This window comes from Variovorax sp. Root473, assembly GCF_001426505.1.
GTDB lineage: Bacteria > Pseudomonadota > Gammaproteobacteria > Burkholderiales > Burkholderiaceae_C > Variovorax.
The window spans coordinates 206,081-231,293 of sequence record NZ_LMEV01000016.1 but is presented as its reverse complement, the minus strand read 5'-3'; the positions used below and the strand labels follow the sequence as shown (position 1 = coordinate 231,293).

Annotated in this window: 25 protein-coding genes, 1 tRNA gene and 1 pseudogene; 12 read left to right on the top strand and 15 right to left on the bottom strand. The window is 68.6% G+C overall.

Features of this window, described 5'->3' with window-relative positions; genetic code table 11:
• Nucleotides 1-3 precede the first annotated feature (3 nt).
• Nucleotides 4-474: a YqaA family protein gene (locus ASD34_RS12410; protein ID WP_056577751.1), complete on the top strand. Its 471-nt coding sequence runs from the start codon at nucleotides 4-6 to the stop codon at nucleotides 472-474.
• Between the two features lie 19 nt (nucleotides 475-493).
• Here the strand turns inward: ASD34_RS12410 and ASD34_RS12405 are convergent, their stop codons facing one another.
• Together ASD34_RS12405 and ychF are read right to left on the bottom strand one after the other, a co-directional pair.
• On the bottom strand, nucleotides 494-1,168 hold the full coding sequence (locus tag ASD34_RS12405) for a glutathione S-transferase family protein (protein ID WP_056577750.1): 675 nt from the start codon (nucleotides 1,166-1,168) through the stop codon (nucleotides 494-496).
• Nucleotides 1,169-1,390: 222 nt separating this feature from the next.
• Nucleotides 1,391-2,482, bottom strand: a complete 1,092-nt coding sequence (gene ychF / locus ASD34_RS12400; RefSeq protein ID WP_056577749.1) for a redox-regulated ATPase YchF — start codon at nucleotides 2,480-2,482, stop codon at nucleotides 1,391-1,393.
• Nucleotides 2,483-2,741: 259 nt separating this feature from the next.
• Here ychF and ASD34_RS12395 point away from each other — a divergent pair, with 259 nt between their 5' ends.
• Genes ASD34_RS12395 through rbsD form a run of 6 tightly spaced genes read left to right on the top strand, consistent with a single transcriptional unit; the run spans nucleotide 2,742 to nucleotide 8,852 of the window.
• A complete protein-coding gene (locus ASD34_RS12395) occupies nucleotides 2,742-3,695 on the top strand; it encodes a sugar ABC transporter substrate-binding protein (RefSeq protein WP_056577747.1) in 954 nt (317 codons plus the stop codon).
• A 42-nt stretch (nucleotides 3,696-3,737) separates the two neighbouring features.
• Entirely contained in the window at nucleotides 3,738-5,372 is a 1,635-nt protein-coding gene (locus tag ASD34_RS12390; protein WP_056577742.1) for a sugar ABC transporter ATP-binding protein, read from the top strand.
• A 5-nt stretch (nucleotides 5,373-5,377) separates the two neighbouring features.
• Complete coding sequence (locus tag ASD34_RS12385; protein ID WP_056577740.1) at nucleotides 5,378-6,382, top strand: ABC transporter permease; 1,005 nt, start codon at nucleotides 5,378-5,380, stop codon at nucleotides 6,380-6,382.
• Between the two features lie 24 nt (nucleotides 6,383-6,406).
• A complete protein-coding gene (locus tag ASD34_RS12380; RefSeq protein ID WP_056577738.1) occupies nucleotides 6,407-7,504 on the top strand; it encodes a LacI family DNA-binding transcriptional regulator in 1,098 nt (365 codons plus the stop codon).
• On the top strand, nucleotides 7,501-8,460 hold the full coding sequence (gene rbsK / locus ASD34_RS12375; RefSeq protein WP_056577736.1) for a ribokinase: 960 nt from the start codon (nucleotides 7,501-7,503) through the stop codon (nucleotides 8,458-8,460). Before ASD34_RS12380 ends, rbsK begins: the two co-directional genes overlap by 4 nt.
• A complete protein-coding gene (rbsD, locus tag ASD34_RS12370; protein WP_056577734.1) occupies nucleotides 8,457-8,852 on the top strand; it encodes a D-ribose pyranase in 396 nt (131 codons plus the stop codon). The genes rbsK and rbsD overlap by 4 nt, the downstream gene beginning before the upstream one ends.
• Before the next feature lie 7 nt (nucleotides 8,853-8,859).
• Here the strand turns inward: rbsD and ASD34_RS12365 are convergent, their stop codons facing one another.
• The gene (locus ASD34_RS12365) at nucleotides 8,860-9,774 is read right to left on the bottom strand and encodes an MOSC domain-containing protein (RefSeq protein ID WP_414929873.1); all 915 of its coding nucleotides are present in this window, start codon (nucleotides 9,772-9,774) and stop codon (nucleotides 8,860-8,862) included.
• Between the two features lie 57 nt (nucleotides 9,775-9,831).
• Between ASD34_RS12365 and ASD34_RS12360 the strand changes: the two genes are divergently transcribed.
• From ASD34_RS12360 to ASD34_RS12350, 3 genes are read left to right on the top strand one after another with little or no spacing between them, the layout of a single operon-like run.
• Entirely contained in the window at nucleotides 9,832-10,959 is a 1,128-nt protein-coding gene (locus ASD34_RS12360) for an FAD-dependent monooxygenase (RefSeq protein WP_056577732.1), read from the top strand.
• Between the two features lie 49 nt (nucleotides 10,960-11,008).
• Nucleotides 11,009-11,728, top strand: coding sequence for a DsbC family protein (locus ASD34_RS12355; protein WP_056577731.1), 720 nt, complete (start codon nucleotides 11,009-11,011; stop codon nucleotides 11,726-11,728).
• 4 nt (nucleotides 11,729-11,732) lie between these two features.
• Entirely contained in the window at nucleotides 11,733-13,592 is a 1,860-nt protein-coding gene (locus tag ASD34_RS12350) for a M61 family metallopeptidase (RefSeq protein WP_056577730.1), read from the top strand.
• A gap of 8 nt (nucleotides 13,593-13,600) precedes the next feature.
• Here the strand turns inward: ASD34_RS12350 and ASD34_RS12345 are convergent, their stop codons facing one another.
• A complete protein-coding gene (locus tag ASD34_RS12345; RefSeq protein ID WP_082548654.1) occupies nucleotides 13,601-14,209 on the bottom strand; it encodes a DUF2325 domain-containing protein in 609 nt (202 codons plus the stop codon).
• A 132-nt stretch (nucleotides 14,210-14,341) separates the two neighbouring features.
• Here ASD34_RS12345 and ASD34_RS12340 point away from each other — a divergent pair, with 132 nt between their 5' ends.
• The gene (locus tag ASD34_RS12340; protein ID WP_056577726.1) at nucleotides 14,342-15,121 is read left to right on the top strand and encodes an enoyl-CoA hydratase; all 780 of its coding nucleotides are present in this window, start codon (nucleotides 14,342-14,344) and stop codon (nucleotides 15,119-15,121) included.
• Nucleotides 15,122-15,160: 39 nt separating this feature from the next.
• Here the strand turns inward: ASD34_RS12340 and ASD34_RS28160 are convergent, their stop codons facing one another.
• Together ASD34_RS28160 and ASD34_RS12330 are read right to left on the bottom strand one after the other, a co-directional pair.
• Complete coding sequence (locus ASD34_RS28160) at nucleotides 15,161-16,435, bottom strand: hypothetical protein (protein WP_235510043.1); 1,275 nt, start codon at nucleotides 16,433-16,435, stop codon at nucleotides 15,161-15,163.
• Nucleotides 16,432-17,109 carry a sigma-70 family RNA polymerase sigma factor gene (locus ASD34_RS12330; RefSeq protein WP_056577724.1) on the bottom strand — a complete coding sequence of 226 codons (678 nt, stop codon included), beginning with the start codon at nucleotides 17,107-17,109 and terminating at the stop codon, nucleotides 16,432-16,434. The genes ASD34_RS28160 and ASD34_RS12330 overlap by 4 nt, the downstream gene beginning before the upstream one ends.
• Nucleotides 17,110-17,278: 169 nt before the next feature.
• Here ASD34_RS12330 and ASD34_RS12325 point away from each other — a divergent pair.
• Nucleotides 17,279-17,355: transfer RNA gene (locus ASD34_RS12325), tRNA-Met, on the top strand.
• Between the two features lie 339 nt (nucleotides 17,356-17,694).
• Here ASD34_RS12325 and ASD34_RS12320 read toward each other — a convergent pair.
• The 9 genes and pseudogenes from ASD34_RS12320 to ASD34_RS12280 form a co-directional block, all read right to left on the bottom strand.
• A pseudogene (locus ASD34_RS12320) lies at nucleotides 17,695-17,892 on the bottom strand (2-hydroxymuconate tautomerase); the annotation flags it as partial.
• 33 nt (nucleotides 17,893-17,925) lie between these two features.
• Entirely contained in the window at nucleotides 17,926-18,714 is a 789-nt protein-coding gene (gene dmpH / locus ASD34_RS12315) for a 2-oxo-3-hexenedioate decarboxylase (RefSeq protein WP_056577720.1), read from the bottom strand.
• Complete coding sequence (gene dmpG, locus ASD34_RS12310; RefSeq protein ID WP_056577718.1) at nucleotides 18,711-19,781, bottom strand: 4-hydroxy-2-oxovalerate aldolase; 1,071 nt, start codon at nucleotides 19,779-19,781, stop codon at nucleotides 18,711-18,713. The genes dmpH and dmpG overlap by 4 nt, the downstream gene beginning before the upstream one ends.
• Nucleotides 19,782-19,790: 9 nt before the next feature.
• Complete coding sequence (locus tag ASD34_RS12305; RefSeq protein WP_056577716.1) at nucleotides 19,791-20,720, bottom strand: acetaldehyde dehydrogenase (acetylating); 930 nt, start codon at nucleotides 20,718-20,720, stop codon at nucleotides 19,791-19,793.
• A gap of 13 nt (nucleotides 20,721-20,733) precedes the next feature.
• Nucleotides 20,734-21,516, bottom strand: coding sequence for a 2-oxopent-4-enoate hydratase (gene dmpE / locus ASD34_RS12300; RefSeq protein WP_056577714.1), 783 nt, complete (start codon nucleotides 21,514-21,516; stop codon nucleotides 20,734-20,736).
• 31 nt (nucleotides 21,517-21,547) lie between these two features.
• Nucleotides 21,548-22,384, bottom strand: a complete 837-nt coding sequence (locus tag ASD34_RS12295) for an alpha/beta fold hydrolase (protein WP_056577712.1) — start codon at nucleotides 22,382-22,384, stop codon at nucleotides 21,548-21,550.
• A 10-nt stretch (nucleotides 22,385-22,394) separates the two neighbouring features.
• Entirely contained in the window at nucleotides 22,395-23,849 is a 1,455-nt protein-coding gene (locus ASD34_RS12290; RefSeq protein ID WP_056577710.1) for a 2-hydroxymuconic semialdehyde dehydrogenase, read from the bottom strand.
• A 13-nt stretch (nucleotides 23,850-23,862) separates the two neighbouring features.
• Nucleotides 23,863-24,795, bottom strand: a complete 933-nt coding sequence (locus ASD34_RS12285) for a catechol 2,3-dioxygenase (protein WP_056577708.1) — start codon at nucleotides 24,793-24,795, stop codon at nucleotides 23,863-23,865.
• Nucleotides 24,796-24,837: 42 nt separating this feature from the next.
• On the bottom strand, nucleotides 24,838-25,212 hold the full coding sequence (locus ASD34_RS12280) for a 2Fe-2S iron-sulfur cluster binding domain-containing protein (protein ID WP_321164608.1): 375 nt from the start codon (nucleotides 25,210-25,212) through the stop codon (nucleotides 24,838-24,840).
• Nucleotide 25,213: the final 1 nt, after the last annotated feature.

The window sequence follows — 25,213 nt, the reverse complement described above, 5'->3', positions numbered from 1 at the left end:
CTTATGCAAGCCTGGCTCGACGCACTCCTGGCGCTTCTCGCGCTCCCCCAGTACGGACTTTCGACGCTGTTCATCGCGGCCTTCGTGTCGGCCACGCTGCTGCCGGTGGGCTCCGAACCCATCTTGTTCGGCCTGCTGAAACTCAACCCCGAGATGTTCTGGCAGGCCATCGCCGTGGCCACCATCGGCAACACGCTGGGCGGCGCGGTCGACTGGTGGATGGGCTACGGCGCGCACAAGGTGGCCGACAAATACTCGCACTCGAAACACCACCTGCGCGTGCTCGGCTGGCTCGAGCGGCTGGGCCCGAAGGCCTGCCTGCTGAGCTGGCTGCCGATCGTGGGCGACCCGCTGTGCGCAGTCGCCGGCTGGCTCAAGCTGCCGTTCTGGCCCTGCGTGGGCTACATGGCGATCGGCAAGTTCCTGCGCTACGTGACGATGACGTATGCGCTTCTATACGTCTTCCCGTCATGAAGCGCGCGTTCGAACAAACTCAGCTCAGCAGTTCGTAGGGGCCGCCGCGCTGCAGTGCGCGCTGGTAGGCCGGGCGCGCGTGGATGCGCTCCAGGTAGGCCATCAGCTTGGGCCGCTTCGCATCGAGGCCGCCTCGCGCCTGCGAGGCCTCGACCGGAAAGCTCATCTGGATGTCGGCGCCCGTGAAGGCATCGCCCGCGAACCACTCGCTCTTGCCGAGTTCGGCCTCCATGAAATTCAGATGACTCGCGATGTTCGGGTTGATGAACGCCGACTTCGCTTTCGCCGCAATGGCCTTGGCGACCGGCTTGGCGAAAAAGGGCATCTTGCTGGTCTCGATGCGGTCGAACACCAGCTTGAGCAGCAGCGGCGACATCGCCGTGCCTTCGGCGAAGTGCAGCCAGTAGCGGTAACGCAGCGCCTCGGGCGAACCCGGCGCGGGCGCAAGCCGGCCCTGGCCGTAGCGTTCGATGAGCGACTCGATGATCGCACCCGATTCCGCCAGCGTCGCGCCATCGTCGGTCGTCACCACGGGCGACTTGCCCAGCGGGTGCACGGCCTTCAGCGAAGCGGGCGCCAACATGGTCTTGGGGTCGCGCTGGTAGTGGACGATCTCGTAGGGCAGATCGAGTTCTTCGAGCAGCCAGAGCACACGTTGCGAGCGCGAGTTGTTCAGGTGATGGACGGTGAGCATGATGGCGAATGAAGGCCTTCCGGCGGAGGATGCAGCGGCCGCGCAGTCTAACCAACGCACGCGGCTTTCCGGCGCCCGCTGCAACAGCGTCACCGCCTACGGCAAACCGTGGGACCGCTGCCGGCCAGGCCCTCCATCAACGCCAGGCCTCGGGTGTTGCCCTTCCGGCAGGGGGTTGGCGCAGCGGACACGCAGTGCCGCGCAGCCTGGGGGCGCGCGAAATCAGGAGCTGAACAGGAAGTTCATCACGTCGCCATCCTTCACGACGTATTCCTTGCCTTCCGAGCGCATCTTCCCCGCGTCCTTCGCGCCCTGCTCGCCCTTGAAGGCGATGTAGTCGTCGAACGCGATGGTCTGGGCGCGGATGTAGCCCTTCTCGAAGTCGCCGTGAATCACGCCAGCGGCCTGCGGGCCGGTGTCGCCGATGTGGATGGTCCAGGCGCGCACTTCCTTCACCCCGGCGGTGAAGTACGTCTGCAGGCCCAGCAGCTTGAAGGCGGCGCGGATCAGGCGGTTCAGGCCCGGCTCTTCCTGGCCGATTTCGGCCAGGAACATCTTCTTGTCTTCGTCGTCCATCTCCGCCAGGTCGGCTTCGATCTTGGCGCAGATGGCGACCACGGGCGCGCCCTGCTTGGCGGCGTATTCGCGCAGGCGGTCGAGGTACGGGTTGTTCTCGAAGCCGTCTTCGGCCACGTTGCCCACGAACATGGCGGGCTTGGCAGTGATCAGCGTGAAGCTCTTCACCAGCGGCAGCTCTTCCTTGGTGAACTCGAGCGCGCGCACCGGCGTGTTCTCGTTCAGCGCGGCCTGGCAGCGCTCGAGCAGGCCGACGAGCTTCTGCGCGTCCTTGTCGCCCGAACGGGCGACCTTGGTGTGGCGGTGCAGCGCCTTCTCGACCGTGGCGAGGTCTGCCAGGCACAGCTCGGTCTGGATCACTTCGATGTCGGAGATCGGGTCGACCTTGCCGGCCACGTGGATCACGTTCTCGTCGTCGAAGCAGCGCACCACGTTGACGGTGGCGTCGGTCTCGCGGATGTGCGCCAGGAACTTGTTGCCCAGGCCTTCGCCGGTGCTGGCACCGGCCACCAGGCCGGCAATGTCGACGAACTCGACGATGGCGGGCACCACGCGCTCGGGCTTGACGATCTCGCTGAGCTGGTCGAGCCGCGGATCGGGCACTTCCACCACGCCCACGTTGGGCTCGATGGTGCAGAACGGATAGTTTTCCGCTGCGATGCCGGCCTTGGTCAACGCATTGAAAAGGGTGGATTTACCGACGTTGGGCAGGCCGACGATGCCGCATTGCAAACTCATGGGGGGTCCTCTTGGGTAACCTCCGATTTTAGGCTGACCAGGTTCTCCCCCTGGCCAGGCGCACTTCAGAGCGTTCCCGCTCCTGCTTTTCCGGGGCCAACCCTGTACGAAGGCACTCTGGCAGAAGCGTTCGCGGCTCGAAAGCTCAGGGTTAGACCCGATTAGCAAACGTTTGCGCAAACGTTTCCCTCGATTAACATCAGACCCCCGGCACAGACCGGCGTTCCGCTCTGACCCCTCATTCCAGGAGACATCCACCATGAAGTTCACCCGCCGTACCCTGCAAAGCGCTGCCGCACTGACCTTGCTGGGCGCCATCGCCGGAACGCCCGCCTTCGCGCAGGACAAGCCGAAGGTCGCGCTGGTCATGAAGTCGCTGGCCAACGAGTTCTTCCGCACCATGGAAGACGGCGCCAAGGCGCACCAGAAGGCCAACGCCGCGCAGTACACGCTGGTGGCCAACGGCATCAAGGACGAGACCGACACCGCCGCCCAGATCAAGATGGTCGAGCAGATGGTGGCGCAGAAGATCAACGCGCTGGTCATCGCGCCCGCCGATTCGAAGGCGCTGGTGCCGGTGATCAAGGCGGCCATCGACAAGGGCATCCTGGTCGTGAACATCGACAACCGCCTGGATGCCGACGCGCTGAAGGAAAAGGGCATTCAGGTGCCCTTCGTCGGCCCCGACAACCGCGCTGGCGCCAAGCTGGTGGGCGACGCGCTCGCCAAGGAGCTGAAGTCGGGCGACAAGGTCGGCATCATCGAAGGCGTGTCGACCACCTTCAATGCGCAGCAGCGCACGCTGGGCTACCAGGATGCCATGAAGGCCGGCGGCATGACCGTGGTCGGCGTGCAATCGGGCCAGTGGGAAATCGACAAGGGCAACACCGTGGCCGCCGGCATGATGCGCGAGCACCCCGACCTGAAGGCCCTGCTGGCCGGCAACGACAGCATGGCGCTGGGCGCCGTGGCCGCCGTCAAGGCCGCGGGCAAGACCGGCAAGGTGCTGGTCGTGGGCTACGACAACATCGGCGCCATCAAGCCGATGCTGAAAGATGGCCGCGTGCTCGCCACCGCCGACCAGTTCGCCGCCAGGCAGGCGGTGTTCGGCATCGAGACCGCGCTGAAGGCCATCGCCGACAAGAAGAAGCAATCGGAAATGCCGGCTGAAGTGAAGACCGACGTGATCCTCGTCACCAAGTCGTCCAAGTAAGCCCAAGCCCTCCGTTTCCCTCAACAAGAAGAAGACTCCGTTTTGACTGCCGCCACCGACGCCGCCCTGCACCCGCCCTTACCCACCGCGGTGCTCTCGTTGAGCACCGTGGGCAAGGACTACGCGGCGCCGGTGCTCGACGACGTCTCGCTCGAGCTGCGCGCCGGCGAAGTGCTCGCGCTCACGGGCGAGAACGGTGCGGGCAAGAGCACGCTGTCGAAGATCGTCTGCGGGCTGGTGCAGCCCACGCGCGGCGGCATGCTGCTGGACGGCCAGCCTTTCGCGCCGGCTTCGCGCCGCGATGCCGAGCGGCTGGGCGTGCGCATGGTCATGCAGGAACTCGGCCTCGTCACCACGCTGTCGGTGGCCGAGAACCTGCTGCTCGACCGCCTGCCGCACAAGAGCGGCTGGATCCGCCGCGCCACGCTGCACGAACTGGCCGAGCGCCAGCTCGCCAAGATCGGCCTGGACGGCATCGACCCCGCCACGCCGGTGGCGCGGCTGGGCATCGGCCAGCAGCAGATGGTGGAGATTGCGCGCAACCTGCAGGACGACACGCGCGTGCTGGTGCTCGACGAGCCCACCGCCATGCTCACGCCGCGCGAAACCGCGCACCTGTTCGAGCAGATCGAGCTGCTGAAGCTGCGCGGCGTGGCGATCGTCTACGTGTCGCACCGCCTCGAAGAACTGCAGCGCATCGCCGACCGCGTGGCGGTTCTGCGCGACGGCAAGCTGGTCGACCTGCGCGCCATGGCCGGCGTGCGCGAATCCGAACTGGTGCAGCGCATGGTCGGGCGGGCGGTGCACGAGCACGAAGGCCGCGCACGCCGCGTCGCGGGCCCAGTGCTGCTGAGCGCACACGGCATCGGCCGGGCGCAGGTGGTGCGCGATGTCGACCTCGAGCTGCGCGCCGGTGAAATCATGGGCCTGGCCGGCCTGGTCGGCTCGGGCCGCACCGAGCTCGTGCGACTGCTGTTCGGCGCCGACCGAGCCGACCGCGGCGAGCTCGTGCTGCACGACGGCACGCCGGCCGCACAACCCGTTCAGCACGCGCGCAAGGGCTGGCGCTCGCCGATGCAGGCGATCCGCGCGGGCATCGGCCTCGTGACCGAAGACCGCAAGTCGCAGGGCCTGCTGCTGTCGCAGCCGATCCGCGTCAACGCCACGCTGAGCGACCTGGGCGCGATCTCGCATGCCGGCTGGTTGCGCCGCGCCAAGGAGCGCCAGATTGCGCGCCGGCTGGTGGAGCTGCTGCGCATCCGCTCGCGCAGCATCGAGCAGCCGGTGTCGACACTCAGCGGCGGCAACCAGCAGAAGGTGGTGTTCGCGCGCTGGCTGCACCGCGAATGCAAGGTGCTGCTGCTGGACGAACCCACGCGCGGCGTGGACGTCGGCGCGCGCGCCGACCTGTACACCGAGCTCGACCGCATGACCGACGCCGGCAAGGCGCTGCTGATGGTCTCCAGCGACCTGCGCGAGCTGATGGCCATGTGCGACCGCATCGGCGTGATGAGCGCCGGCCGGCTGGTCGCGGTGTTCGAGCGCGGCGAGTGGACCGAGCAGTCGCTGCTCGCCGCCGCCTTCAGCGATGCCACGGGCCGCGTGCCCGGCTCTCCCGCGGATTCCGCCCTTTCGGCCGACTCCGCAGCTTCCGCCCCGACTTCCGCCGACGCCTGACGACCATGAACGCCGCTTCTCCCTCTTCTCTTGCGCCTTCCGCCGCCGGCAAGCAGCCATCCGCACTCAAGGGCCAGCTCGGCACCTACCTGGGCCTGACGGTCGTGCTGCTGGGCATGATTGCGCTGTTCGGCGCGATGAGCGAATACTTCCTCACGCGCGACACCTTCATCTCCATCGCCAACGAAATCCCGGCGCTGGCCGTGATGGCGGTGGGCATGACCTTCGTGCTGATCATCGCGGGCATCGACCTGTCGGTGGGCTCGGTGCTCGCACTGAGCGCGGCCGTCACGGCCGCCGCCATCCTCGAATGGAAACTCTCGGTGCCGCTGGCCGCCCTGCTGGGCCTGGCCACCGGCCTCATCTGCGGCACGGTGACGGGTGCGGTGTCGGTCGCGTGGCGATTGCCCAGCTTCATCGTCTCACTGGGCATGCTCGAAGCCGTGCGCGGCGGCGCCTACCTGGTCACCGACTCGCGCACGCAGTACGTGGGCGACGCCATCTCGGGCCTGGCCGCGCCGTGGATCGGCGGCATCTCGGCCGCCTTCGTGCTCGCCGTGGTGCTGGTGGCCGTGGGGCAGCTGGTGCTCACGCGCTCCGTGTTCGGCCGCCATGTCGTGGGCATCGGCACCAACGAGGAAGCCATGCGCCTGGCGGGCATCGACCCGCGCCCCATCCGCATCATCGTGTTCGCCGTGACCGGCCTGCTGGCCGGGCTGGCGGGCCTGATGCAGTCGGCCCGCCTCGAAGCGGCCGACCCGAACGCCGGCGTCGGCATCGAGCTGCAGGTGATCGCGGCCGTGGTCATCGGCGGCACCAGCCTCATGGGCGGGCGCGGCTCGGTGGTCAACACCTTCTTCGGCGTGCTGATCATCGCGGTGCTCGAGGCCGGCCTGGCGCAGGTGGGCGCGAGCGAACCGAGCAAGCGCATCATCACGGGCGCGGTGATCGTGGTGGCCGTCATCATCGACACCCTGCGCCAGCGCCGGGCCGATCGCCGGCTGGCCTGAGCTTCCACAGGAACAAGGACAACCATGGCCACCATCAAGGACGTCGCACTCCAGGCGGGCGTTTCCGTCACCACCGTGTCGCACGTCGTCAACGACACGCGCCACGTGAGCGCCAAGGTGCGCGAGCGCGTCGAGCTGGCGATCCGCGAGCTGGGCTACGTGCCCAACGCGATGGCGCGCAGCCTCAAGAGCAACACCACCTCGACGCTGGGCATGCTGATTCCCAACAGCTCCAACCCCTACTTCGCCGAGATCGTGCGCATCGTGGAAGACCGCTGCTTCGGGGCCGGCTACACGCTGGTGCTGTGCAACACCGACGACGAGCCCCGGCGCCAGAGCGTGTACCTGCAGGTGCTGGCCGAGCGCCGCATCGACGGGCTCATCGTGGTGTCGACCGGCGCCGATGAAGATGATTCACTCGCCACCCAGCTGCGCGGCCTGCGCATTCCCACCGTGCTGGTCGACCGCGAAATCGCCGATCCCGCCTGCGACCTGGTCGAAACTGCCCACATGCAGGGCGGCCTGCTCGCGGTGCGGCACCTGCTGTCGCTGGGCCACAAGCGCATCGCCTGCATCGGCGGACCGACCGGCGTGACGTCGAGCGAGCAGCGCATCGAAGGCTGGCGCATGGCGCTGGCGGAAACCGGCTCGGCACCGAACGCCGACGCGCTGCTGTGGCGCGGCGGCTTCACCAGCCAGGGCGGCTACGAGGCGATGCACGCCATCCTGCGCACCGAGCAGAAGCCCTCGGCCGTGTTCGTGTGCAACGACCTCATGGCCATCGGCGCGCTGCGTGCCGCGCACGAAAGCGGCGTGCGGGTGCCCGACGAACTGTCCATCGTGGGCTTCGACGACATCGAACTGTCGGCCTACACCAGCCCGCCGCTCACCACCGTGGCGCAGCCCAAGGAGCGCATCGGCGCACTGGCGGTCGACATGCTGCTGGAGCGCATGGGCGGCAAGCGCCGCGACGCACGCAAGGTCGTGCTGCAACCCGAGTTGCGCGTGCGCGCCTCGACCGCGCGCCACGCGGGCTTTCGCGAAGCGGGCGTGACGCCTGCCACTTCCACGGCCGCCACCACCGCAACCTCCGCCACATCTTCCAAGTCCCGCACCTCGTGAGCCTTCAGCCTCCTTCTTCCTCCACGCCCCTGCGCATCGTGGTGCTCGGCAGCCTGAACATGGACATCGTGCTGCGCGTGCCGCACGCGCCGGCCGCGGGCGAAACCCTGCTGGGCCGCTCGATCGACGCCATTCCCGGCGGCAAGGGCGCCAACCAGGCCGTGAGTTGCGCGCGCGAAGGTGCGCAGGTGCACATGATCGGCTGCGTGGGTGACGACGCGCACGGCCAGGCGCTGCGCAATGCGCTCGCACGCGACGGCATCGACACCGCCGCGCTGCGCACCGACACCACCGAGCCCACCGGCACGGCGCTGATCCTGGTGGAAGACAGCGGCCAGAACCGCATCGTGATGATCCCCGGCGCCAACGCGCGCGTCGCCCTCGACGACGCCGCCCTGCGCACGCAGTTGCAGGGCGCGGCCTTCTTCGTGGCGCAGTTCGAGACGCCGATGGCCCAGGTCGCGCGCGCCATCGACGCGGCACACGACGTGGGTTGCAAGGTGATGCTCAACCCCTCGCCGGTGCAGCCCATCGCCGAGGCACTCTGGCCCCGCATCGACACGCTCGTAGTCAACGAGATCGAAGCGCAGACGCTGTCGGGCCAGAACGCCGACAGCCCCGAAGAAGCCGCGCAGGCCGGCCAGGCGCTGCGCGCGCGCGGCATCGCCCGCGTGGTCGTGACGCTGGGCTCGCGGGGTGCGGTGGCGGTCGATGCCGACGGCGCGCGCCACCATCCCGCGCCGAGGGTGCAGGCGGTCGACACCACCGCCGCCGGCGACACCTTCCTGGGTGCGCTCGCCGTGGCACTGGGCGAAGGCCAGTCCTTCGACGAGGCCGTGCGCCTGGGCATCCGCGCCGCCGCGCTGTGCATCCAGCAGCCCGGCGCCCAACCCTCCATTCCGCAGCGCGACGCCGTGCTGCGCAGCCCCCTGCCCCCCGACTGGATCACGCTGTGAAACGCTCTCCCCTGCTGCACGCCGAACTCTCCCACGTGATCGCCTCGATGGGCCACGGCGACATGCTGGTGATCGGCGACGCCGGCCTGCCGATTCCCGACGGTCCGCGCCGCATCGACCTGGCCGTGGCGCGCGGCGTACCGGGAATCAGCGACGTGCTCAAGGCGGTGCTGTCGGAGATGCAGGTCGAAGGCATCGTGGTGGCCGACGAAGCACTGCAAGGCGATGCGAAGGCGCTGCCGGACTGGTACCCGCAGTCGCTGGGCATCGCGCCGCAAACCGTGTCGCATGAAGAGTTCAAGCGCCGCAGCGCGAAGGCCCGCGCCATCGTGCGCACGGGCGAATGCACGCCCTACGCCAACATCCTGCTGATCGCAGGCGTGGCGTTCTGATCGCCCGTTACTCGAAGCGGTAGTTCGCGCCCACCACCTGCCCCACCTTGAGCAGGTGCTCCACGCCCTGCACCACGATGCAGTTCATGCCGAAGGTGATGCCGCCGTCCACGCGCGCGTCGGCGCGGTAGGTGCGCAGCATGTCGCCGACCTCGGGGCTGCTGAGCGCGGTGGCCGGGTCGATGTCAGGAATCGGGCAGCGCGTGCAGGGCTTGACCGGGCGCAGCTCGGCCTCGCCTTCGCCGGTGGTGACGTGCAGCGCATCGACCCGGTCTTCGTCGTGCGACTCGATGCCGGCCAGCACGATGTTCGGGCGGAAGCGCTCGATGCCGACCGGGCCGTGGCCCGCCGCCGCCAGTCGCTCGTTGAGTTCGGCAATCGAGCCTTCGCTGGCCACCAGCAGCGGAAAGCCGTCGGCGAACTGGTTCAGCGCCTCGACGCCGTCGGTCCACTTCAGGCTCGACAGGCGCTGGTGCTCGGGGTCGAAACGCACCAGGCGCAGCGTCTGCGGCTTGCCTGGCTCGGAAAGAAAGTCGCTGAACCACTGGGCCGCGATGTCGCCCATGTCGTAGGCCGCCACCTCGTCCTTCCACACACGCACGCGCACCGGCTGCTCGACGCGGTCGAAGGCCAGGTGCAGCGCCAGCATGCCGGGCGCGCGCAGCACGACCTCGGTGTGCTTCATCTGCGGCTGGATGAGCGCCATGCGCGGCAGCTGCCGCTGGGTGACGAACTCGCCCTGCGCATCGACCACCATCCAGGCGCGGTCGAACTCCAGGCCGGTTTCGGTGAGCAGCATCTCGTCGAGCTCGACGCCGGCGCACGACTTGACGGGGTACACGAACAGGCGGGCAATGGTGGCCTGGAGATCGAAAGCGGGCGGCTGCGACACGGTGGGGGTTCCTTTGAAATCGCTGGCCATTCTCCCGCATGAACGGGTATCGGCGCCCGTGCGGGAGGCAACTCCTACAATCATCCGATGGCCCTTTCCCCCGAAGTTTGTATCCGCGGCGCCGGCATCGTCGGCCGCACGCTGGCGCTGCTGCTGGCGCGCGAACGCGTGCGCGTCGCGCTGGTGGTGCCGCCGGCCCCTGCGGGCAAGGAAGACATCCGGGCGTACGCGCTCAACGCGGCGTCCCGCACCCTGCTCGAATCGCTGCGCGCCTGGCCCGACACGGTCCATGCCACGCCGGTGCACGAGATGCAGGTGCATGGCGACGACGGTGGCCGCGTGCAGTTCAGCGCCGCGCGCCAGAAGGTCGAGGCGCTGGCCTGGATCGTCGACGTGCCCGCGCTCGAACAGCAACTGGCCGACGCGGTGCGCTTCCAACCCCTGATCGACGTGGTGGCCGAGCCCGTGGCCGCGCCCCTCACGGTGGTGTGCGAAGGCAAGGCCAGCGCCTCGCGCGCGGCGCTGGGCGTGAGCTACGAGGTCACGCGCTACCCGCAGCACGCCATGGCCGCGCGGCTCGAGGCCGCGCACACGCACGACGGCATCGCGCGCCAGTGGTTCAACGACCGCGGCGAGGTGTTCGCCCTGCTGCCGCTGGGCGGCGTGCACGGCAAGACGCTGGCGCTCGTGTGGTCGGTCGACCAGCTGCGCGTGCCCGACCTGGTCGCGCAAGGCGCCGAAGAATTCAGCGCGGCCGTGAGCGAGGCGAGCCACGGCGAGCTGGGCTCGCTGCGGCTCACGAGCGAGCGCGCCGTGTGGCCGCTGTCGCGCGCCATCGCCGACCGCTGGTCGGGCGCGATGCCGGGCCAGCCCACCCAGTCCTGGGTGCTCGCGGGCGACGCTGCCCACACGGTGCATCCGCTCGCGGGCCAGGGCCTGAACCTCGGCCTGGCCGACGCGGCCGCGCTGGCCGACGTGATCCGCACCCGCGACTACTGGCGCAGCGTGGGCGACGCCCGCCTGCTGCGCCGCTACGAACGCGCCCGCCGCGCCGACGTGCTGCAGATGAGCCTGGCGACTGACGGGCTGCAGCAACTTTTCTCGCACAACCTGGGACCCCTGCCTGCGTTGCGCAACTGGGGCATGCGCGGTTTCGACCGCACGCGCTTCGTGAAGCACTGGATCACCGCCCAGGCCATGGGCCTCAAAGCCTGACCGCCTGACGCCGCAGCCAGCCCTCCACCTTTTTCCGAAACCTTTCCCGATGACCTTCGTTCGCCACCTTCTCGTCGCCGCCTGCGCGCTGCTCACGCTCTCCACCGCCGGCGCGGGCGAGGCCGAGATCCGCAAGAACCTGCCGACGCACATCCCGCAACTGCCTGCCATCGAGGAAGTCACCAAGACGCCCGTGCCGGGCCTGTACGAAGTGCGCCTGGGCGGCAGCCAGTTGCTGTACACCGACGAGCAAGGCAACTACCTGCTGCAGGGCAGCCTCATCGACGCGAAGAGCAAGCGCAACCTCACCGAGGAGCGCGTCGAGAAGCTCACCGCCGTCGCCTTCGACAAGCTGCCCGTGAAAGACGCCATCAAGATCGTGCGCGGCAACGGCAAGCGCAAGGTCGCCGTCTTCGAAGACCCGAACTGCGGCTACTGCAAGCGCTTCGAGAAGGACATGAAGAAGGTCGACAACGTGACCGTCTACATGTTCCTGTACCCGGTGCTCGGTCCGGATTCGACCGCCAAGTCGCGTGACATCTGGTGCAGCAAGGACCCGGGCAAGGCCTGGGCCGACTGGATGGAAAGCAGCGTCAAGCCCGCCGCCGCCGCCAGCAGCTGCAACGTGACGGCGCTGGAGCGCAACGTGGAATTCGGCCGCAAGTACAACATCACCGGCACGCCCACGCTGATCTTCACCGACGGCAGCCGCGTCCCGGGCGCGATCCCCGTCGAGCAGGTCGAGAAGCAGCTCGCCGCCGCCAACTGACCCGATGGCGACGACCTCCGCTTCCCGGCGCGCGGCCGCAGCCACCGCCGCGCCCGCCGTGCATTGCCGCGTCGAGTGCGCCGACCTGCATGCGCGCCTGTTCGCCGTCACGCTGACCATCGCCGCGCCCGCCGCGCAGCAGCGCGTGGCGCTGCCGGTGTGGATCCCAGGCAGCTACCTCGTGCGCGAGTTCGCCAAGAACCTGCAGGGCCTGCGCGCCGCGCAGGGCCGCCGCAAGCCGGTGCTGACGCAGCTCGACAAATGCAGCTGGCAGATCGACTGCGTGCCGGGCCAGCCGCTGGTGCTGCACTACCAGGTGTGCGCTTACGACAACTCGGTGCGCACCGCATGGCTCGACGCCACGCGCGGCTTCTTCAACGGCACCAGCATTTGCCTGCGCGTCGAAGGTCAGACCGAGGTGCCGCATGCGCTCGAAATCGTGCCGCCCACGCTCCCGGCAAACGCCGCGCGCTGGTCGTGCGCCACCGCGCTCGTGCCGACGAAAGCCGACAAGCACGGCTTCGGCAGCTACCGCGCCGGCGGCTACGACGAACTGGCCGACAGCCCGGTCGAGATGGGCGCCTTCTGGAGCGCCGAATTCGACGCCTGCGGCGTGCCGCACCGCTTCGTGATCGCGGGCGCCGCGGCCTCGTTCGACGGCGAGCGCCTCATTGCGGATACGAAAGCCATCTGCGAAGCGGAAATGCGCTTCTGGCACGGCGACAAGGTCGGCAAGCGGGGCGGGCCGAAGCTGCCGATCGACCGCTACGTGTTCATGCTCAACGCCGTGGACGACGGCTACGGGGGGCTCGAGCACCGCCACTCCACCGCGCTCATCTGCAACCGCCGCGACCTGCCGCAACGCGGCGAAAAGAAGAAGCAGCCCGAGGGCTACACCACGCTGCTCGGCCTCATCAGCCACGAGTACTTCCACACCTGGAACGTCAAGCGCATGCGCCCGGCGGAGTTCGCGCGCTACGACTACAGCCAGGAAAACTACACGCAACTGCTGTGGTTCTTCGAAGGCTTCACGAGCTACTACGACGACCTGCTGCTGCGCCGCGCCGGCCGCATCGACGACGCCGCCTACCTGCGGCTGCTCAACAAGACCATCAACCAGGTGCTGCAGACGCCGGGCCGGCTGGTGCAGCCGGTGGCCGACGCGAGCTTCGACGCCTGGGTCAAGTACTACCGCCAGGATGAGCAGACGCCCAACAGCACCGTCAGCTACTACACCAAGGGCGCGCTGGTGGCGCTGTGCTTCGACCTCACGCTGCGCCGCGAAGGCAAAGGCACGCTCGACGACGTGATGCGCCACCTCTGGACGCACAGCAGCGGTGGCCCCATCAGCGAAGCCGACATTGCGGCCGCACTCGAAGCCGTGGGCGGACGCTCGTACGCGCCGGAACTGGCGCGTTGGGTGCATTCGACCGACGAACTCCCGCTGGCCGACCTGCTGCGCGCCCACGGCGTGGCCACGCTCGACGATCCGTCGCAACCCGCGCAGGCGCTGGGCCTGCGCGTGGCCGAAACTGGCGGCAGCGTGCAGATCAAGGTGGTGCTGCGCGGCGGTGCCGCCGAGAAGGCGGGCTTCTCTGCCAACGACGAATGGCTCGGCATCGAACTGCCAGCCGTCGGCGGACGCGGCAAGGCCACGGCGCAACCCGCGCAAGCCTGGCGCCTCGCGAAGCTCGACGACCTGGCGCTGTACCTCGGCAATGCCACGAAGTGCACCGCCCTCGTCGCACGCGACCGCCGGCTGCTGCGGCTGCCGCTCGCGCTGCCGACCGCATCGACCACGTGGCGGCTGTTCGCGCACGACGCGGCCAAGGTCACGGCCTGGCTCGCAGCCACCACGCCGTAGTTTCTTTTTCAGGCCGCGTGATCGACGGCCGCCACGAGTGGCGGCCGCACGAACAGCATCGGCTGCGGCTCGCCCACCAGCACACACGGTTTGCCGGTGCGGCGGCAGTGGTCCTGCACGCGCCAGTAGGCGCCGTGGCTCACACAGCCGGTCTGGCAGATCACGAGGTCGGCGGCGCGCAGCCCTGCTTCAAGCGCCGCGGGGTCGTCGGCCTCGTCGCCGCCGTCGTGGTGCAGGTAATGGCCGCCGGCAATCTCCACGAGTTGGCGCGCCAGCGAAGGCACCGCTTGTGCCGTCTCGGAACGCCCGACACACAGCACCGCCTTGGCACGCAGATCGGCCGGCACTTCCGGTCCCGGTGGCAGCGGATGGTGGCGCCGGCCGCCCGGCACCAGCAGTGCATGCAGCCGCCGGGGCAAGGCTGTGCCCACGGCCGCGCGCACCGCGAGTTCTTCGCGCACGATGGCAATCGCCGAGTCGCGCGCCATCAGGGCGCCGCGCAACCGCACGATCTGCGCTTCGAGCCGTTCGATGTGGGCGGCCTGCTCGATCAGCAGGCGCGAGCAACGCTCCTGCACCCGGGCGTACGCCCGCAGCAACACGGCATGTTCTTGCATCGGGAAGTCCATGGCGGCCATTCTAGATGAGAATAATTCTCAAATGAAACACCCGCGCGCCAGCGGGCCCGGGGCCATGCTCGGTATAGTGGGGCGCGTTTTTCCCCCACCTCCCCCGGAGACAGAGACACCATGAGCTACGAAAACATCGAAGTGCGAACCGAAGCAGGCAAGGTCGGCATCGTCACCCTCAACCGCCCCAAGGCCCTCAATGCGCTGAACGACGCGCTGATGACCGAGCTGGGCCAGGCGCTCAAGGCCTTCGACGCCGACGACGCCATCGGCTGCATCATCCTCACGGGCAGCGAACGCGCCTTCGCGGCCGGCGCCGACATCTCGGCGATGGCCAAGTACAGCTTCATCGACACCTACAAGGGCGACTACATCACCCGCAACTGGGAAACCATCCGCTCGATCCGCAAGCCGGTGATCGCGGCCGTGAGCGGCTTTGCGCTGGGCGGCGGCTGCGAGCTGGCGATGATGTGCGACTTCATCATCGCAGCCGACAACGCCAAGTTCGGCCAGCCCGAAATCAAGATCGGCGTGATCCCCGGTGCCGGCGGCACGCAGCGCCTGCCGCGCGCGGTGGGCAAGAGCAAGGCCATGGACATGGCGCTCACCGCCCGCATGATGGACGCCGCCGAAGCCGAGCGCGCAGGGCTCGTGAGCCGCGTCGTGCCGTTCGAGAAACTGGCCGATGAGGCGCTGGGCGCCGCGCTGATCATCGCGGGCTTCTCGCAGATCGCCGTGATGGCGGCCAAGGAATCGGTCAACCGCGCCTTCGAGAGCGGCCTGAGCGACGGCGTGATGTTCGAACGCCGCCTGTTCCACGCGCTGTTCGCCACCCAGGACCAGAAGGAAGGCATGGACGCCTTCCTGAACAAGCGGGCCCCGGACTTCAAGAACGCCTGATGCGCTGAATCGCGGACCCGGCGACTGCAGCAGTCGCCGTCAGCGGGTCCGCGAGACCGCCGTGCGCAACGCGTCGAGCGTCTGTGCCGGTGGTGTGCCGAGGGCGGCAGAGCCGCCCGGCTGCGGCGTCCACCGCACCTGATCGCCCGCGATCTCGAGCACGGCCAGCAACGCGCCGTCGCGCCGCAGTTCGATGCGTGCCTCGACCGGCGGCACCAGTTCCCCGCCCGACACGGTGGCCGCGCGCGCCACGCTGTTCACCAACGCTGCGAGGCCCTCGGTGTCGCCGCGCGCCTGGCGCGTGGTGGTGCCGGCGCGCGTGATGTCGAGGGTGGTCCAGCGGTCCAGTGCCGTGAAGCCGCCCCGCGCCATGGCTTCGGTGGCTGCGCGTGGTGCGGCCTTGGCAGCAGGTGCTGCTTGCACAGGCGCAGCGCGGCGCTGCATGCCTGCGACATTCGCGCTGGTGCCGCCTTGCGCGGCGAACGATGGCGCCGGGTCTGCAGACTCGCGCTGCATCGGCGGCGCTGCGGCTGCAGCGGCTGGTGCAGGTGCCGGGGGTGCGGCGGCATAAGGCGCGGGGCTCTGACCGACATCGGCCATGGGAGGAGACACCGGCATCGGCGCTGACGAGATGGCAGGTGCAGCGGGCGCAGGTGCCGGCACGGCCGCCGGGGCTGGCACCACCGGAGCCGCGGGCGCCGCCTTTTCCAGCATCCGCGCTTCGTCGTTCTGAACCGATGCCGCAACAGGGGTTTCGCGCCGGCGCGGCGCTTCACGCGCTTCACGCGTCTCCCGCGTGTCGCGCAGCTTCGAGGCCTCTTTCACTTCGCGCGGCGCTTCGCTGCGCTGCGCAGCGGGTGGCGGCACATCCGCCGTTATGGCCGATTCAGCGGAAGGTGTCACGGGCGATGCGGCTTGCCCCGGCGCGTCGGCCGATTGCGCAGGCGCAGGAGCAGGAGGCGCCGAAGCCGGCGCAGGCGCGCTGGCCACTTGCGCCTCGCCATCGAGCCCTGCCTCAGGCACCGGCTCGCGATGCCACAGCACGGTCACGAAGGTCGCCACGAGCACGGTCGCGAAGGCCGCGTTCCACGGCATGCGCCCGCGGGGACTGCCGCCGCCGAACAGGCGTCGCCACCACGGCGTGGTCTCAGCCACATGGCCGGCCGCCGGCGCGGAGGCCGCGGCGAGGTTGTGCGCCATCTTCAAGATCGCCTCGCGCGTGTGGGCCGCGGGCGTCGCGTCGCGATCGGGCGCGTGGTCCAGCGCGCGGCGCAGCCGCGGATCGTGCAGGTCGTCGTTCATGTCGGTGCTCAAGCCCGCTGCTCCAGCACCGAGAGGTAGCGCTCCATGCAACCGCGCAACTTCTGCAGCCCATAGCGCAAGCGGCTGCGCACCGTCTCGAAGCCAATCTCCAATCGGGCCGCGAGCGCATCGACAGTCAGACCGTCTTCATGGTGCAAGAGAAAGGCCGCGCGCTGCTCCGCCGGCAGTTCGTCGAGACAGGCCAGCAACCGGCGCCCGGCGGCGCGCCAGAACGCCAGCTCTTCGGCCGACGGATGCGCCGAGAAGTCGGTGGCACCGAGCACACCGCGATCGAGCGCAGGCACGGCATCGCCACCGTCATCGGTCGCGTGGGCATCGAGCGTCACCTCACGTCCGCTCACGCGCAAGCGGTCCATCGCGAGGTTGTGCGCGATGGTGAAGGCCCAGGTGCGCCACGTGGCGCCCTGCGGCGAGAAGCTGTCGCGCGCCGAGATGATCCGCACCCAGGTGTCCTGGAACACCTCGTCGGCCTGCGCCGCCAGCCGCGCGCCGAGCAGGCGCTTGACGAAGCGGAACAGACCGCCTTCGTGGCGCGCATAGAGCACGTCGAAGGCGGCGGCATCGCCGCGGGCGTAGGCCAGCATCAACTGATCGTCGGGCATGGCATCGCGCCCAGAGGCGGCTGGGGCGGCTTGGACAGAGGGGGCGCGTGGCAGCGCAGACATCGGAGGATTGTCACCCCAGCTTGTACGGCCCAAAGCGGCGATCGGGGTTAGGTCGGGGCGCGATCCGATGCGTTCGGACGCAGAAAAGTTGACCTGAAAACGCCGGGTGTTGAACTCGGCCCAAAGCCTGGGCTATAATTTTGGGCTTCGGTGCAGTTTTGTACTGAACGGCTCTTTAGCTCAGTCGGTTAGAGCGATGGAATCATAATCCACAGGTCCGCGGTTCGAATCCGTGAAGAGCCACCAACACAGCATTCCCGCCTCGCGCGGGGATGTAAAAAAGCCCTAAGTTTTCAACGACTTAGGGCTTTTTTCTTGCCCAGACCCTGCTCAAAGAATCGGCTCCCGATCGAACCGGAACGCCTCGGGCTCGCGATGCATGCAACTCGATCCAGCGGTTTCTTGATTGATGACTTCAGGAGGACGGTCCCTTCGATCTATCGGGCGAGTCCGAAAGCACCGACCCCCAAGACAGGCGCAGGGCGAAACTGAGCAAGGCCGCCGGGAGTACGTACAAAGCACAAGGCCCTTGCGAGTGGGGACTCGCAAGGGCCTTGAAGAGAAGACTACGCCGCAGCGCGCAGCTCAGCGTCCGAGGTCTTTGGCAGACACGCCGCCGATGCCCCAGTTTTCCTTGGGCATGTCGTGCAGCCACACGCGCACGTTTTCTCTCGGCGCGTCCACAGCTTCGACGATGGCGCGGGTTACCTTTTCGATCAGTGCGCGCTTCTGTTCTTCAGTGCGGCCTTCGATGAGGTAGATCTGTGCAAAGGGCATTCGTTTACTCCTGTGATGGGTTTCAGTGCTTGGTACGGATCAGACGAAGCGCAGGCCCACGCTGCCCATGCCCTGCACCTTCAGCGTGACGGCATCGCCGGCCTGCACGGCCACGGCCTCGGTGATGCCGCCCGAAAGAATCAGCGTGCCCGCCGGTATCTCCTCGCCGCGCGCGCCCAGGTGGTTGGCCAGCATCGCAATCGCCGCGGCCGGGTGGCCGAGCACCGCCGCGCCCGCACCGAAGGCCACGGGCTGGCCGTTCTTCTCCAGCACGATGCCGACGGTGCGCAGGTCGACCTCGCTCGCGGGCACGGCACGACCGCCCACCACGAAGCGCGAGGCCGAGGTGTTGTCGGCCACCACGCTCTTGAGGTCGAACTTGAAGTCGCGGTAGCGGCTGTCGATCACCTCGATGCCCGGCAGCACGAAGTCGGTGGCCGCGAGCACGGCGCCGATGTGGCAGCCCGGGCCGCTGAGCGCGCGTCGGGTGACGAACGCGATTTCGGGCTCGACCTTCGGGTGGATGAGCTCGCTCACCTTGCATTCGCCGCCTTCGGGCACGGCGTAGTTGTCGGCCATGAAGCCGAAGACCGGCGTGGTCACGCCCATCTGCTTCATCTTGGCGTGCGAGGTGAGCCCGGCCTTCAGCCCGATGATGCGGTGGCCGCGCGCGAGCTTGCGGCGGCGGATCTCGTTCTGGATGGCGTAGGCGTCGTCCCAGTCCATGTCGGGATGCTCGTCGGTGATCTTGGGCGTGTCGCGTGCTTCGAGCTCGCAGGTCTCCAGGTGTTCGGCGAGCGCGGCGATGGTGTTCTTGTCGAGCTTCATGCCGCCACCCCTTCCTGTTGCTGCACGGCCTGGCGTGCACGGGCCAGCGTGATGGCCGTGTCTTCGATCATGTCTTCCTGCCCGCCGACCATGCCGCGCCGGCCCAGCTCCACCAGGATCTCGCGCGCGGGCACGCCGTACTTTTTCTCGGCCCGCTTGGCGAACAGCAGGAAGCTCGAATACACGCCCGCGTAGCCCAGCGTGAGCGAGTCGCGGTCGACACGGATCATGTGGTCCATGATCGGCACGACGCGGTCCTCGGCCACGTCCTGGATGCGGAACACATCGACGCCGGTCTCGATGCCCATGCGGTCGCACACCGCCACGAACACCTCCATCGGCGTGTTGCCTGCACCCGCGCCCAGGCCTGCGGCGGCAGCGTCGATGCGGTTGGCGCCGGCCGCAACGGCCGCAACCGAATTGGCCACGCCCATCGCGAGGTTATGGTGGCCGTGAAAGCCCAGCTCGGTGTCGGCTCGGAGCGCCGCACGCACCGCACCGATGCGCGCCGTGACGTCGTCCGGCAGCATGTGGCCTGCCGAGTCGGTCACGTAGATGCAGTTGGCGCCGTAGCCTTCCATGAGCAGCGCCTGGCGCACCAGCGTCTCGGGCGAGGCCATGTGGGCCATCATGAGAAAGCCGACCGTGTCCATGCCGAGCCGGCGCGCCATGGTGATGTGCTGCTCGGACACGTCGGCCTCGGTGCAGTGCGTGGCCACGCGCACGGTGTGCACGCCCAGGCCGTGCGCCATGCGCAGGTGGTCGACGGTGCCGATGCCGGGAATCAGCAAGGCCGACACCTTGGCCTGCTTCATCAGCGGGATCACGGCGCCCAGATACGCTTCGTCGGAATGCGCGGGAAAGCCGTAGTTGACCGAGCTGCCGCCCAGGCCGTCGCCGTGCGTCACTTCGATCAGCGGCACGCCGGCTTCGTCGAGCCCGGTGGCGATGTGCTTCATCTGTTCGAGCGTCATCAGGTGGCGCTTGGGATGCATGCCGTCGCGCAGTGTCATGTCGTGCAGGGTGACGCGGCGGCCTTGGAGATGGGTGTTCGTCGTGGTGGTCATGGGTTGCTCCTAGGCCACGGCGGGCTCGGGTTGCGGAAGGCCGGCGAGCATCGCTTCGGCGAACATCTCCGCCGTGCGCGCCGCGGCGGCGGTCATGATGTCCAGGTTGCCGGCGTACTTGGGCAGGTAGTCGCCCAGGCCTTCCACCTCCAGGTAGATCGACACGCGGTGGCCGTCGAACACGGGGCCGTTCACGAGCTTGTAGCCCGGCACGTACTTGCGCACCTCGGCCATCATCTCGTGCACCGAGGCCGTGATGCGCGCCTCGTCGGGCGCGCCTTCGGTGAGGCAGTGCACCGTGTCGCGCATGATCAGCGGCGGCTCGGCCGGGTTGACGATGATGATCGCCTTGCCCTTGGCCGCGCCGCCCACGCGCTCGACCGCACCGGCCGTGGTGCGCGTGAACTCGTCGATGTTCTTGCGCGTGCCCGGGCCGACCGAGCGGCTCGACACGGTGGCCACGATCTCGCCATAGGCCACGGGCTGCACGCGCGACACCGCCGCCACCATCGGAATGGTGGCCTGCCCGCCGCAGGTGACCATGTTGACGTTGGCCGGCCGCGCACTGCCTGCCGTCAGCAGGCTCTTGAGGTTGACCGGCGGCACGCAGAACGGACCGATGGCCGCGGGCGTGAGGTCGATCATGAGCACACCGAGTGCGTTGAGCTTGGCGCTGTTCTCGGCGTGCACGTAGGCGCTGGTGGCGTCGAACGCGATCTGCACGCCATCGGCCTGCACATGCGGCAGCAGGCCGTCCACGCCCTCGGCCGTGGTCTTCAGGCCCATCTCGCGGGCGCGCTTGAGGCCGTCGGATTCGGGGTCGATGCCCACCATCCACACGGGTTCGAGCACGGGGCTGCGCTGCAGCTTGGCGAGCAGGTCGGTGCCGATGTTGCCGGGGCCGATCAGCGCGCACTTGATCTTGGGTGTTGTCGTCATGGGGTTGTCTCCTTCAATGGAAGCGCACCGAGCAGCCGCCGAGGCCGCCGATCGAGACGCGGAAGTTGTCGCCGGCCTTGGCGGGGAACATCGCGGCGAGCGCGCCCGACAAAATCACCTCGCCCGCCTTGAGTCCGATGCCCAGCGCGCCGAGCGTGTTGGCCAGCCACGCGACCGCGTTCACCGGCGAGCCGAGCGCTGCGGCCCCCGCGCCGGTGGCGATGATTTCGCCGTTCTTCTCCAGCACCATGCCGCAGGTCGCCAGGTCGATGCGGCGCGGATCGACCGCGTGGTCGCCCAGCACGAACACGCCGCACGAGGCGTTGTCGGCCACGGTGTCGGCGATCTGGATCTTCCAGTCGCGGATGCGCGAGTCGACGATCTCGAAGCAGGGCATCACGCATTCGGTGGCGGCCAGCACGTCGGCGTTGCCGATGCCCGGGCCCATGAGGTCGCGCTTGAGCAGGAAGGCGATCTCGCCCTCGGCCTTGGGCTGGATCAGCGTGCGGCTGTCGATGCTCTCGCCCTCGCCGACGATCATGCCGTCGAGCAGGTAGCCGAAGTCGGGCTGGTACACGCCCAGCATGTTCATCACGGCGCGCGAGGTGACGCCGATCTTCTTGCCGACGATGCGCTCGCCGGCGTCGAGGCGGCGCGCGATCATGCGCTGCTGGATGCCGTAGGCGTCGGCGATGGTGATGCCTTCGTGCCGGCTGGTGAGCGGGTCCACGACGCTGCGCTCGCGCAGCGCGTCGTAGAGCTCGTCGCCGAGCCGCTGGATGAGGGTGGGGTCCATGGGTCTTTTCCTTTGCTCTGTCTCGGGGGAATCAATCGATCGATCCGTCTGCTTCATTCAGGAAGTCGCCGACCAGGCGGGCGAAGCGCGCGCTGTGCTCGATCTGCGTCCAGTGGCCGCAGCGGCCGAACACATGCAGCTGGCTGTTCGGGATCCACTCGCTCAGCGTGAGCGAGGTGGCCAGCGGAATCACCTGGTCCTCGCGGCCATGGATCAGCAGCGTCTCGTGCGGCAGCGCGCGAATGGCGGCCTCGGGGCTGGCCATCGCGTCGACCCAGCGTTGGCGCGGCGCCGGGAACATCGCGCCAAACGTCTCCTGGAAGCCGGGCCGCATGCTGGCCTCGTAGCGCAGCTGTGCGAGCTCGTCGGTGACGAGGGCGCGGTCGAACGCGAACACGTCCATGATCCGGCGCATGTTCGCGAACGAGGGCGTGTAGCCCCAGACCGCGTCGAGCCCCGACGTGATCGCGAACGGCACGCCGACGCTGCCCATCAGCACCAGCCGGCGCACGCGATGCGGCGCGCGGATGGCCAGCGCCAGCGCGAGCGCGCCGCCGAAGGAGTTGCCCACCACGTCGGCGTGCTCGACGTCCAGCGCGTCGAGCAGGTCGATCGCCTGCTGCACCCAGGCGTCCATCGTGTAGGCCGCGCCGGGCACGCGCTCGGTGAAACCGAAGCCGGCCATGTCGGGCGCGATCACGCGGCGCGTCTGCGCGAGCACCGGCAGCACCAGCCGCCAGTTGGCCCAGGCACTCACGCCCGGCCCCGAGCCGTGGATGAAGAGCACCGGCGCGCCCTCGCCCAGGTCGTGGACGTTGGTGTGGAATGCACCCGTGCGGATGCTGTTCGCGATTTCGGGGTTGCTCACCGCCGGGCCCTCACAGCTTGATGCAGACGTTGCGCAGCTCGGTGTAGAACTCGAGCGAATGCACGCCGCCCTCGCGTCCGATGCCCGAGGACTTGGCGCCGCCGAAGGCCGTGCGCAAATCGCGCAGGAACCAGCTGTTGACCCAGCAGATGCCGACCTGCACCTGCCTGGCCACGCGGTGCGCGCGGCCCAGGTTCTCGGTCCATACGGTGGTCGCCAGGCCGTAGTCGGTGGCGTTGGCCAGCGCGACGGCTTCTTCCTCGGTGTCGAAGGGCGCGATGTGGCAGCAGGGGCCGAAGATTTCCTCGCGGATCACCGAGGCCGTCTCGGGCAGGCCGGTCCAGATGGTGGGCTGCACCCAGTGGCCTTCTGCCAGCGCGCCGGGCATCTTCGGGATGCCGCCGCCCGTGACGACGGTGGCGCCTTCCTTCGCGGCCTTGTCGTAGTACGACAGCACCTTCTGCTGGTGCTCGCGCGAGATGAGCGGGCCGATGCCGACGCCGGCCTCCTCCGACGGGCCTGGCTTCAGCGCCTCGGCCTTGACCTTGAGCGCGGCGACGAACTTCTCGAAGATCGGACGCTGCACATAGACGCGCTCGGTGCCCAGGCAGACCTGGCCGCAGTTCTCGAAGGCCGAGCGCGTGATGCCGGCCACGGCCTTGTCGAAGTCCGCGTCGGCGAACACGATGCCGGCGTTCTTGCCGCCCAGCTCGAAGGACACGGGCCGCACGCCCTTGGCCGCCGCGCCCATGATGGCCTCGCCGGTGCGGGTCTCGCCGGTGAAGGTGATGCCGTCCACGCCCGGGTGCTTCGTGAGGAACTCGCCGGCCGAGTCGGGGCCGAAGCCATGCACCACGTTGTAGACGCCGGGCGGCATGCCGACCGCGTTCATCACCTCGCCCAGCAGCGTGGCGGTGGCGGGCGTTTCCTCCGAGGGCTTGACCACCACGGTGTTGCCGCAGGCCAGCGCAGGGCCGACCTTCCAGGTCATGAGCAAGAGCGGCAGGTTCCACGGGCACACCACGCCGATCACGCCCAGCGGCGAGCGCACCGCGTAGTTGATGGCCTGCCCGCCGTCGGGTGTGGTCATCTCGAAGCTCTCGGTGGGCACGTTCTTCACGATGTCGGCGAACACCTTGAAGTTGGCCGCGCCGCGCGGGATGTCGACGTGCGAGGCCAGCGCGTGCGGCTTGCCGGTGTCGGCCATTTCGGCCGCGAGGAAGTCGTCGAAGCGCCGGTTGATCTCGTCGGCCACCGCGTGCAGCAGCTCGACGCGGCGCGTGACGCTCATGCGGCCCCATTCGCCGGTGAGCGCCGCGCGTGCGGCGCGCACGGCCGCATCGACCTCGTCCTTGCCGGCCTCGTGGACCAATCCGATCACCCGGTTGTCCACCGGCGCACGGTTCTCAAAGGTCTTGGTGGTGGCGACGAACTCGCCGCCGATGAAGTTCATGAACTGTTTCATCGCAGCGTCTCCTTCAGGTCACCACGCTCAGGAAGTTCTCGTTGAGCTTGCGGTCGTGATAGAAAATCGCGCGCCCGAGTTCGTCGTCGGTCCACACCAGCGGCGGCTTGTCCGGGTAGTAGATGTAGCCGCCCGAGAACACCTCGTTGCGGTTGCCGCTCGGGTCGAAGAAGTAGATGGTTTCGCCGCGCGTGATGCCGTGGCGCGTGGGGCCGATGTCCAGCGACACGCGCTTCTTGGTGATGATGTCGGCCGCCTTGAGCACCTCGCCCCAGTTGTCGAGCAGGAACGAGGCGTGGTGGAACTTGTTCTTCTCCGGGTGGCGGATGAAGGCGATGTCGTGCGGCTTGGTCGAGCAGGTGAGAAAGGCCGCGATGTGCATGCGCTCGGGGCCAGCCACCACGCTCTCGGCCAGCTGGAAGCCCAGCACCTCGGTGAACAGCTTCATGGTGCCGTCCAGGTCGTCGCCGTACAGCAGGCAGTGGTCGAAGCGCGAGGGCGCCATGCCCTTGAGGTCGTCGGGGTAGACCTCGGGGTTCTCGTAGGGCATGCCGTTGCCGACCTTCTCCTTCTCGGCGAAGAGTTCGATGGCGTGGCCGGTGGGCACGGTGAAGCGGAAACGCTTGCCGGTGCGCAGGTGCTCGCCGGCGGCGATCCACTGCATGTCGGTGGCCAGGCCGCTGGCCTTCAGGTCGCCCGCGAGTTTTTCGAGCGTGGCGGGCGAGTCGACGCGAAAGCCCATGAAGTCCATGCCGGCCTCGTCGGCCTCGCGCAGCACGACGCTGTGGTGGTCGTGCTCGTCCCAGGCCTTGAGGTAGATGCGGCCCTGCGCATCGCGGCCGGTTTCGATCAGGCCCAGCACGTCGCGGTAGTGCGTGAGGGCAGCCCCGAGGTCGAGCACGCGCAGTTGCACGTGGCCGGGGCGAATGACGCCAGTGAGTGCCATGAAAGTCTCCTTGTGGTTGAGTGGGGGAACGGGATCGGGGGATCAGGTGGGGGAACGGGAATCGGGTGGTGGCGATGACGGCGGTGGTGTCGATGCCGCGAGGCATCGCTCGATGCAGCGCGCCAGTTTCTCGACGGCGCGCAAGGCCAGGTCGCTCTGCGGATACGCACGGCAAGCCAGCACGTAGCCCTGCGCTTCTTCTTCGGCGCTGACGTGGCAGCGGCTCATGCGCTCGCGACGCACGGCGCCCGACTCGATGCGCACCTTGCACACGCCGCAGCCGCCGCCGCGGCAACCGACCGGGATGCCCTTGCGACCCAGCTGTTCCATGCCGCCGAGCAGGGTCTGGTCGGCGCGGCACAGGTAATGCTCGCGGGTGTTGTCGATGGCGACCGAGAAGCGCATGGTGGGTTCCACG

Coding starts and splice junctions, on each gene's coding strand:
- ASD34_RS12410 (WP_056577751.1), top strand. CDS start 4: ATGCAAGCCTGGCTCGACGCACTCCTGGCGCTTCTCGCGCTCCCCCAG.
- ASD34_RS12405 (WP_056577750.1), bottom strand. CDS start 1,168: ATGCTCACCGTCCATCACCTGAACAACTCGCGCTCGCAACGTGTGCTC.
- ychF (WP_056577749.1), bottom strand. CDS start 2,482: ATGAGTTTGCAATGCGGCATCGTCGGCCTGCCCAACGTCGGTAAATCC.
- ASD34_RS12395 (WP_056577747.1), top strand. CDS start 2,742: ATGAAGTTCACCCGCCGTACCCTGCAAAGCGCTGCCGCACTGACCTTG.
- ASD34_RS12385 (WP_056577740.1), top strand. CDS start 5,378: ATGAACGCCGCTTCTCCCTCTTCTCTTGCGCCTTCCGCCGCCGGCAAG.
- ASD34_RS12380 (WP_056577738.1), top strand. CDS start 6,407: ATGGCCACCATCAAGGACGTCGCACTCCAGGCGGGCGTTTCCGTCACC.
- ASD34_RS12365 (WP_414929873.1), bottom strand. CDS start 9,774: ATGGCCAGCGATTTCAAAGGAACCCCCACCGTGTCGCAGCCGCCCGCT.
- ASD34_RS12360 (WP_056577732.1), top strand. CDS start 9,832: ATGGCCCTTTCCCCCGAAGTTTGTATCCGCGGCGCCGGCATCGTCGGC.
- ASD34_RS12355 (WP_056577731.1), top strand. CDS start 11,009: ATGACCTTCGTTCGCCACCTTCTCGTCGCCGCCTGCGCGCTGCTCACG.
- ASD34_RS12350 (WP_056577730.1), top strand. CDS start 11,733: ATGGCGACGACCTCCGCTTCCCGGCGCGCGGCCGCAGCCACCGCCGCG.
- ASD34_RS12345 (WP_082548654.1), bottom strand. CDS start 14,209: ATGCAAGAACATGCCGTGTTGCTGCGGGCGTACGCCCGGGTGCAGGAG.
- ASD34_RS12340 (WP_056577726.1), top strand. CDS start 14,342: ATGAGCTACGAAAACATCGAAGTGCGAACCGAAGCAGGCAAGGTCGGC.
- ASD34_RS12330 (WP_056577724.1), bottom strand. CDS start 17,109: ATGTCTGCGCTGCCACGCGCCCCCTCTGTCCAAGCCGCCCCAGCCGCC.
- dmpH (WP_056577720.1), bottom strand. CDS start 18,714: ATGAAGCTCGACAAGAACACCATCGCCGCGCTCGCCGAACACCTGGAG.
- dmpG (WP_056577718.1), bottom strand. CDS start 19,781: ATGACCACCACGACGAACACCCATCTCCAAGGCCGCCGCGTCACCCTG.
- ASD34_RS12305 (WP_056577716.1), bottom strand. CDS start 20,720: ATGACGACAACACCCAAGATCAAGTGCGCGCTGATCGGCCCCGGCAAC.
- dmpE (WP_056577714.1), bottom strand. CDS start 21,516: ATGGACCCCACCCTCATCCAGCGGCTCGGCGACGAGCTCTACGACGCG.
- ASD34_RS12290 (WP_056577710.1), bottom strand. CDS start 23,849: ATGAAACAGTTCATGAACTTCATCGGCGGCGAGTTCGTCGCCACCACC.
- ASD34_RS12285 (WP_056577708.1), bottom strand. CDS start 24,795: ATGGCACTCACTGGCGTCATTCGCCCCGGCCACGTGCAACTGCGCGTG.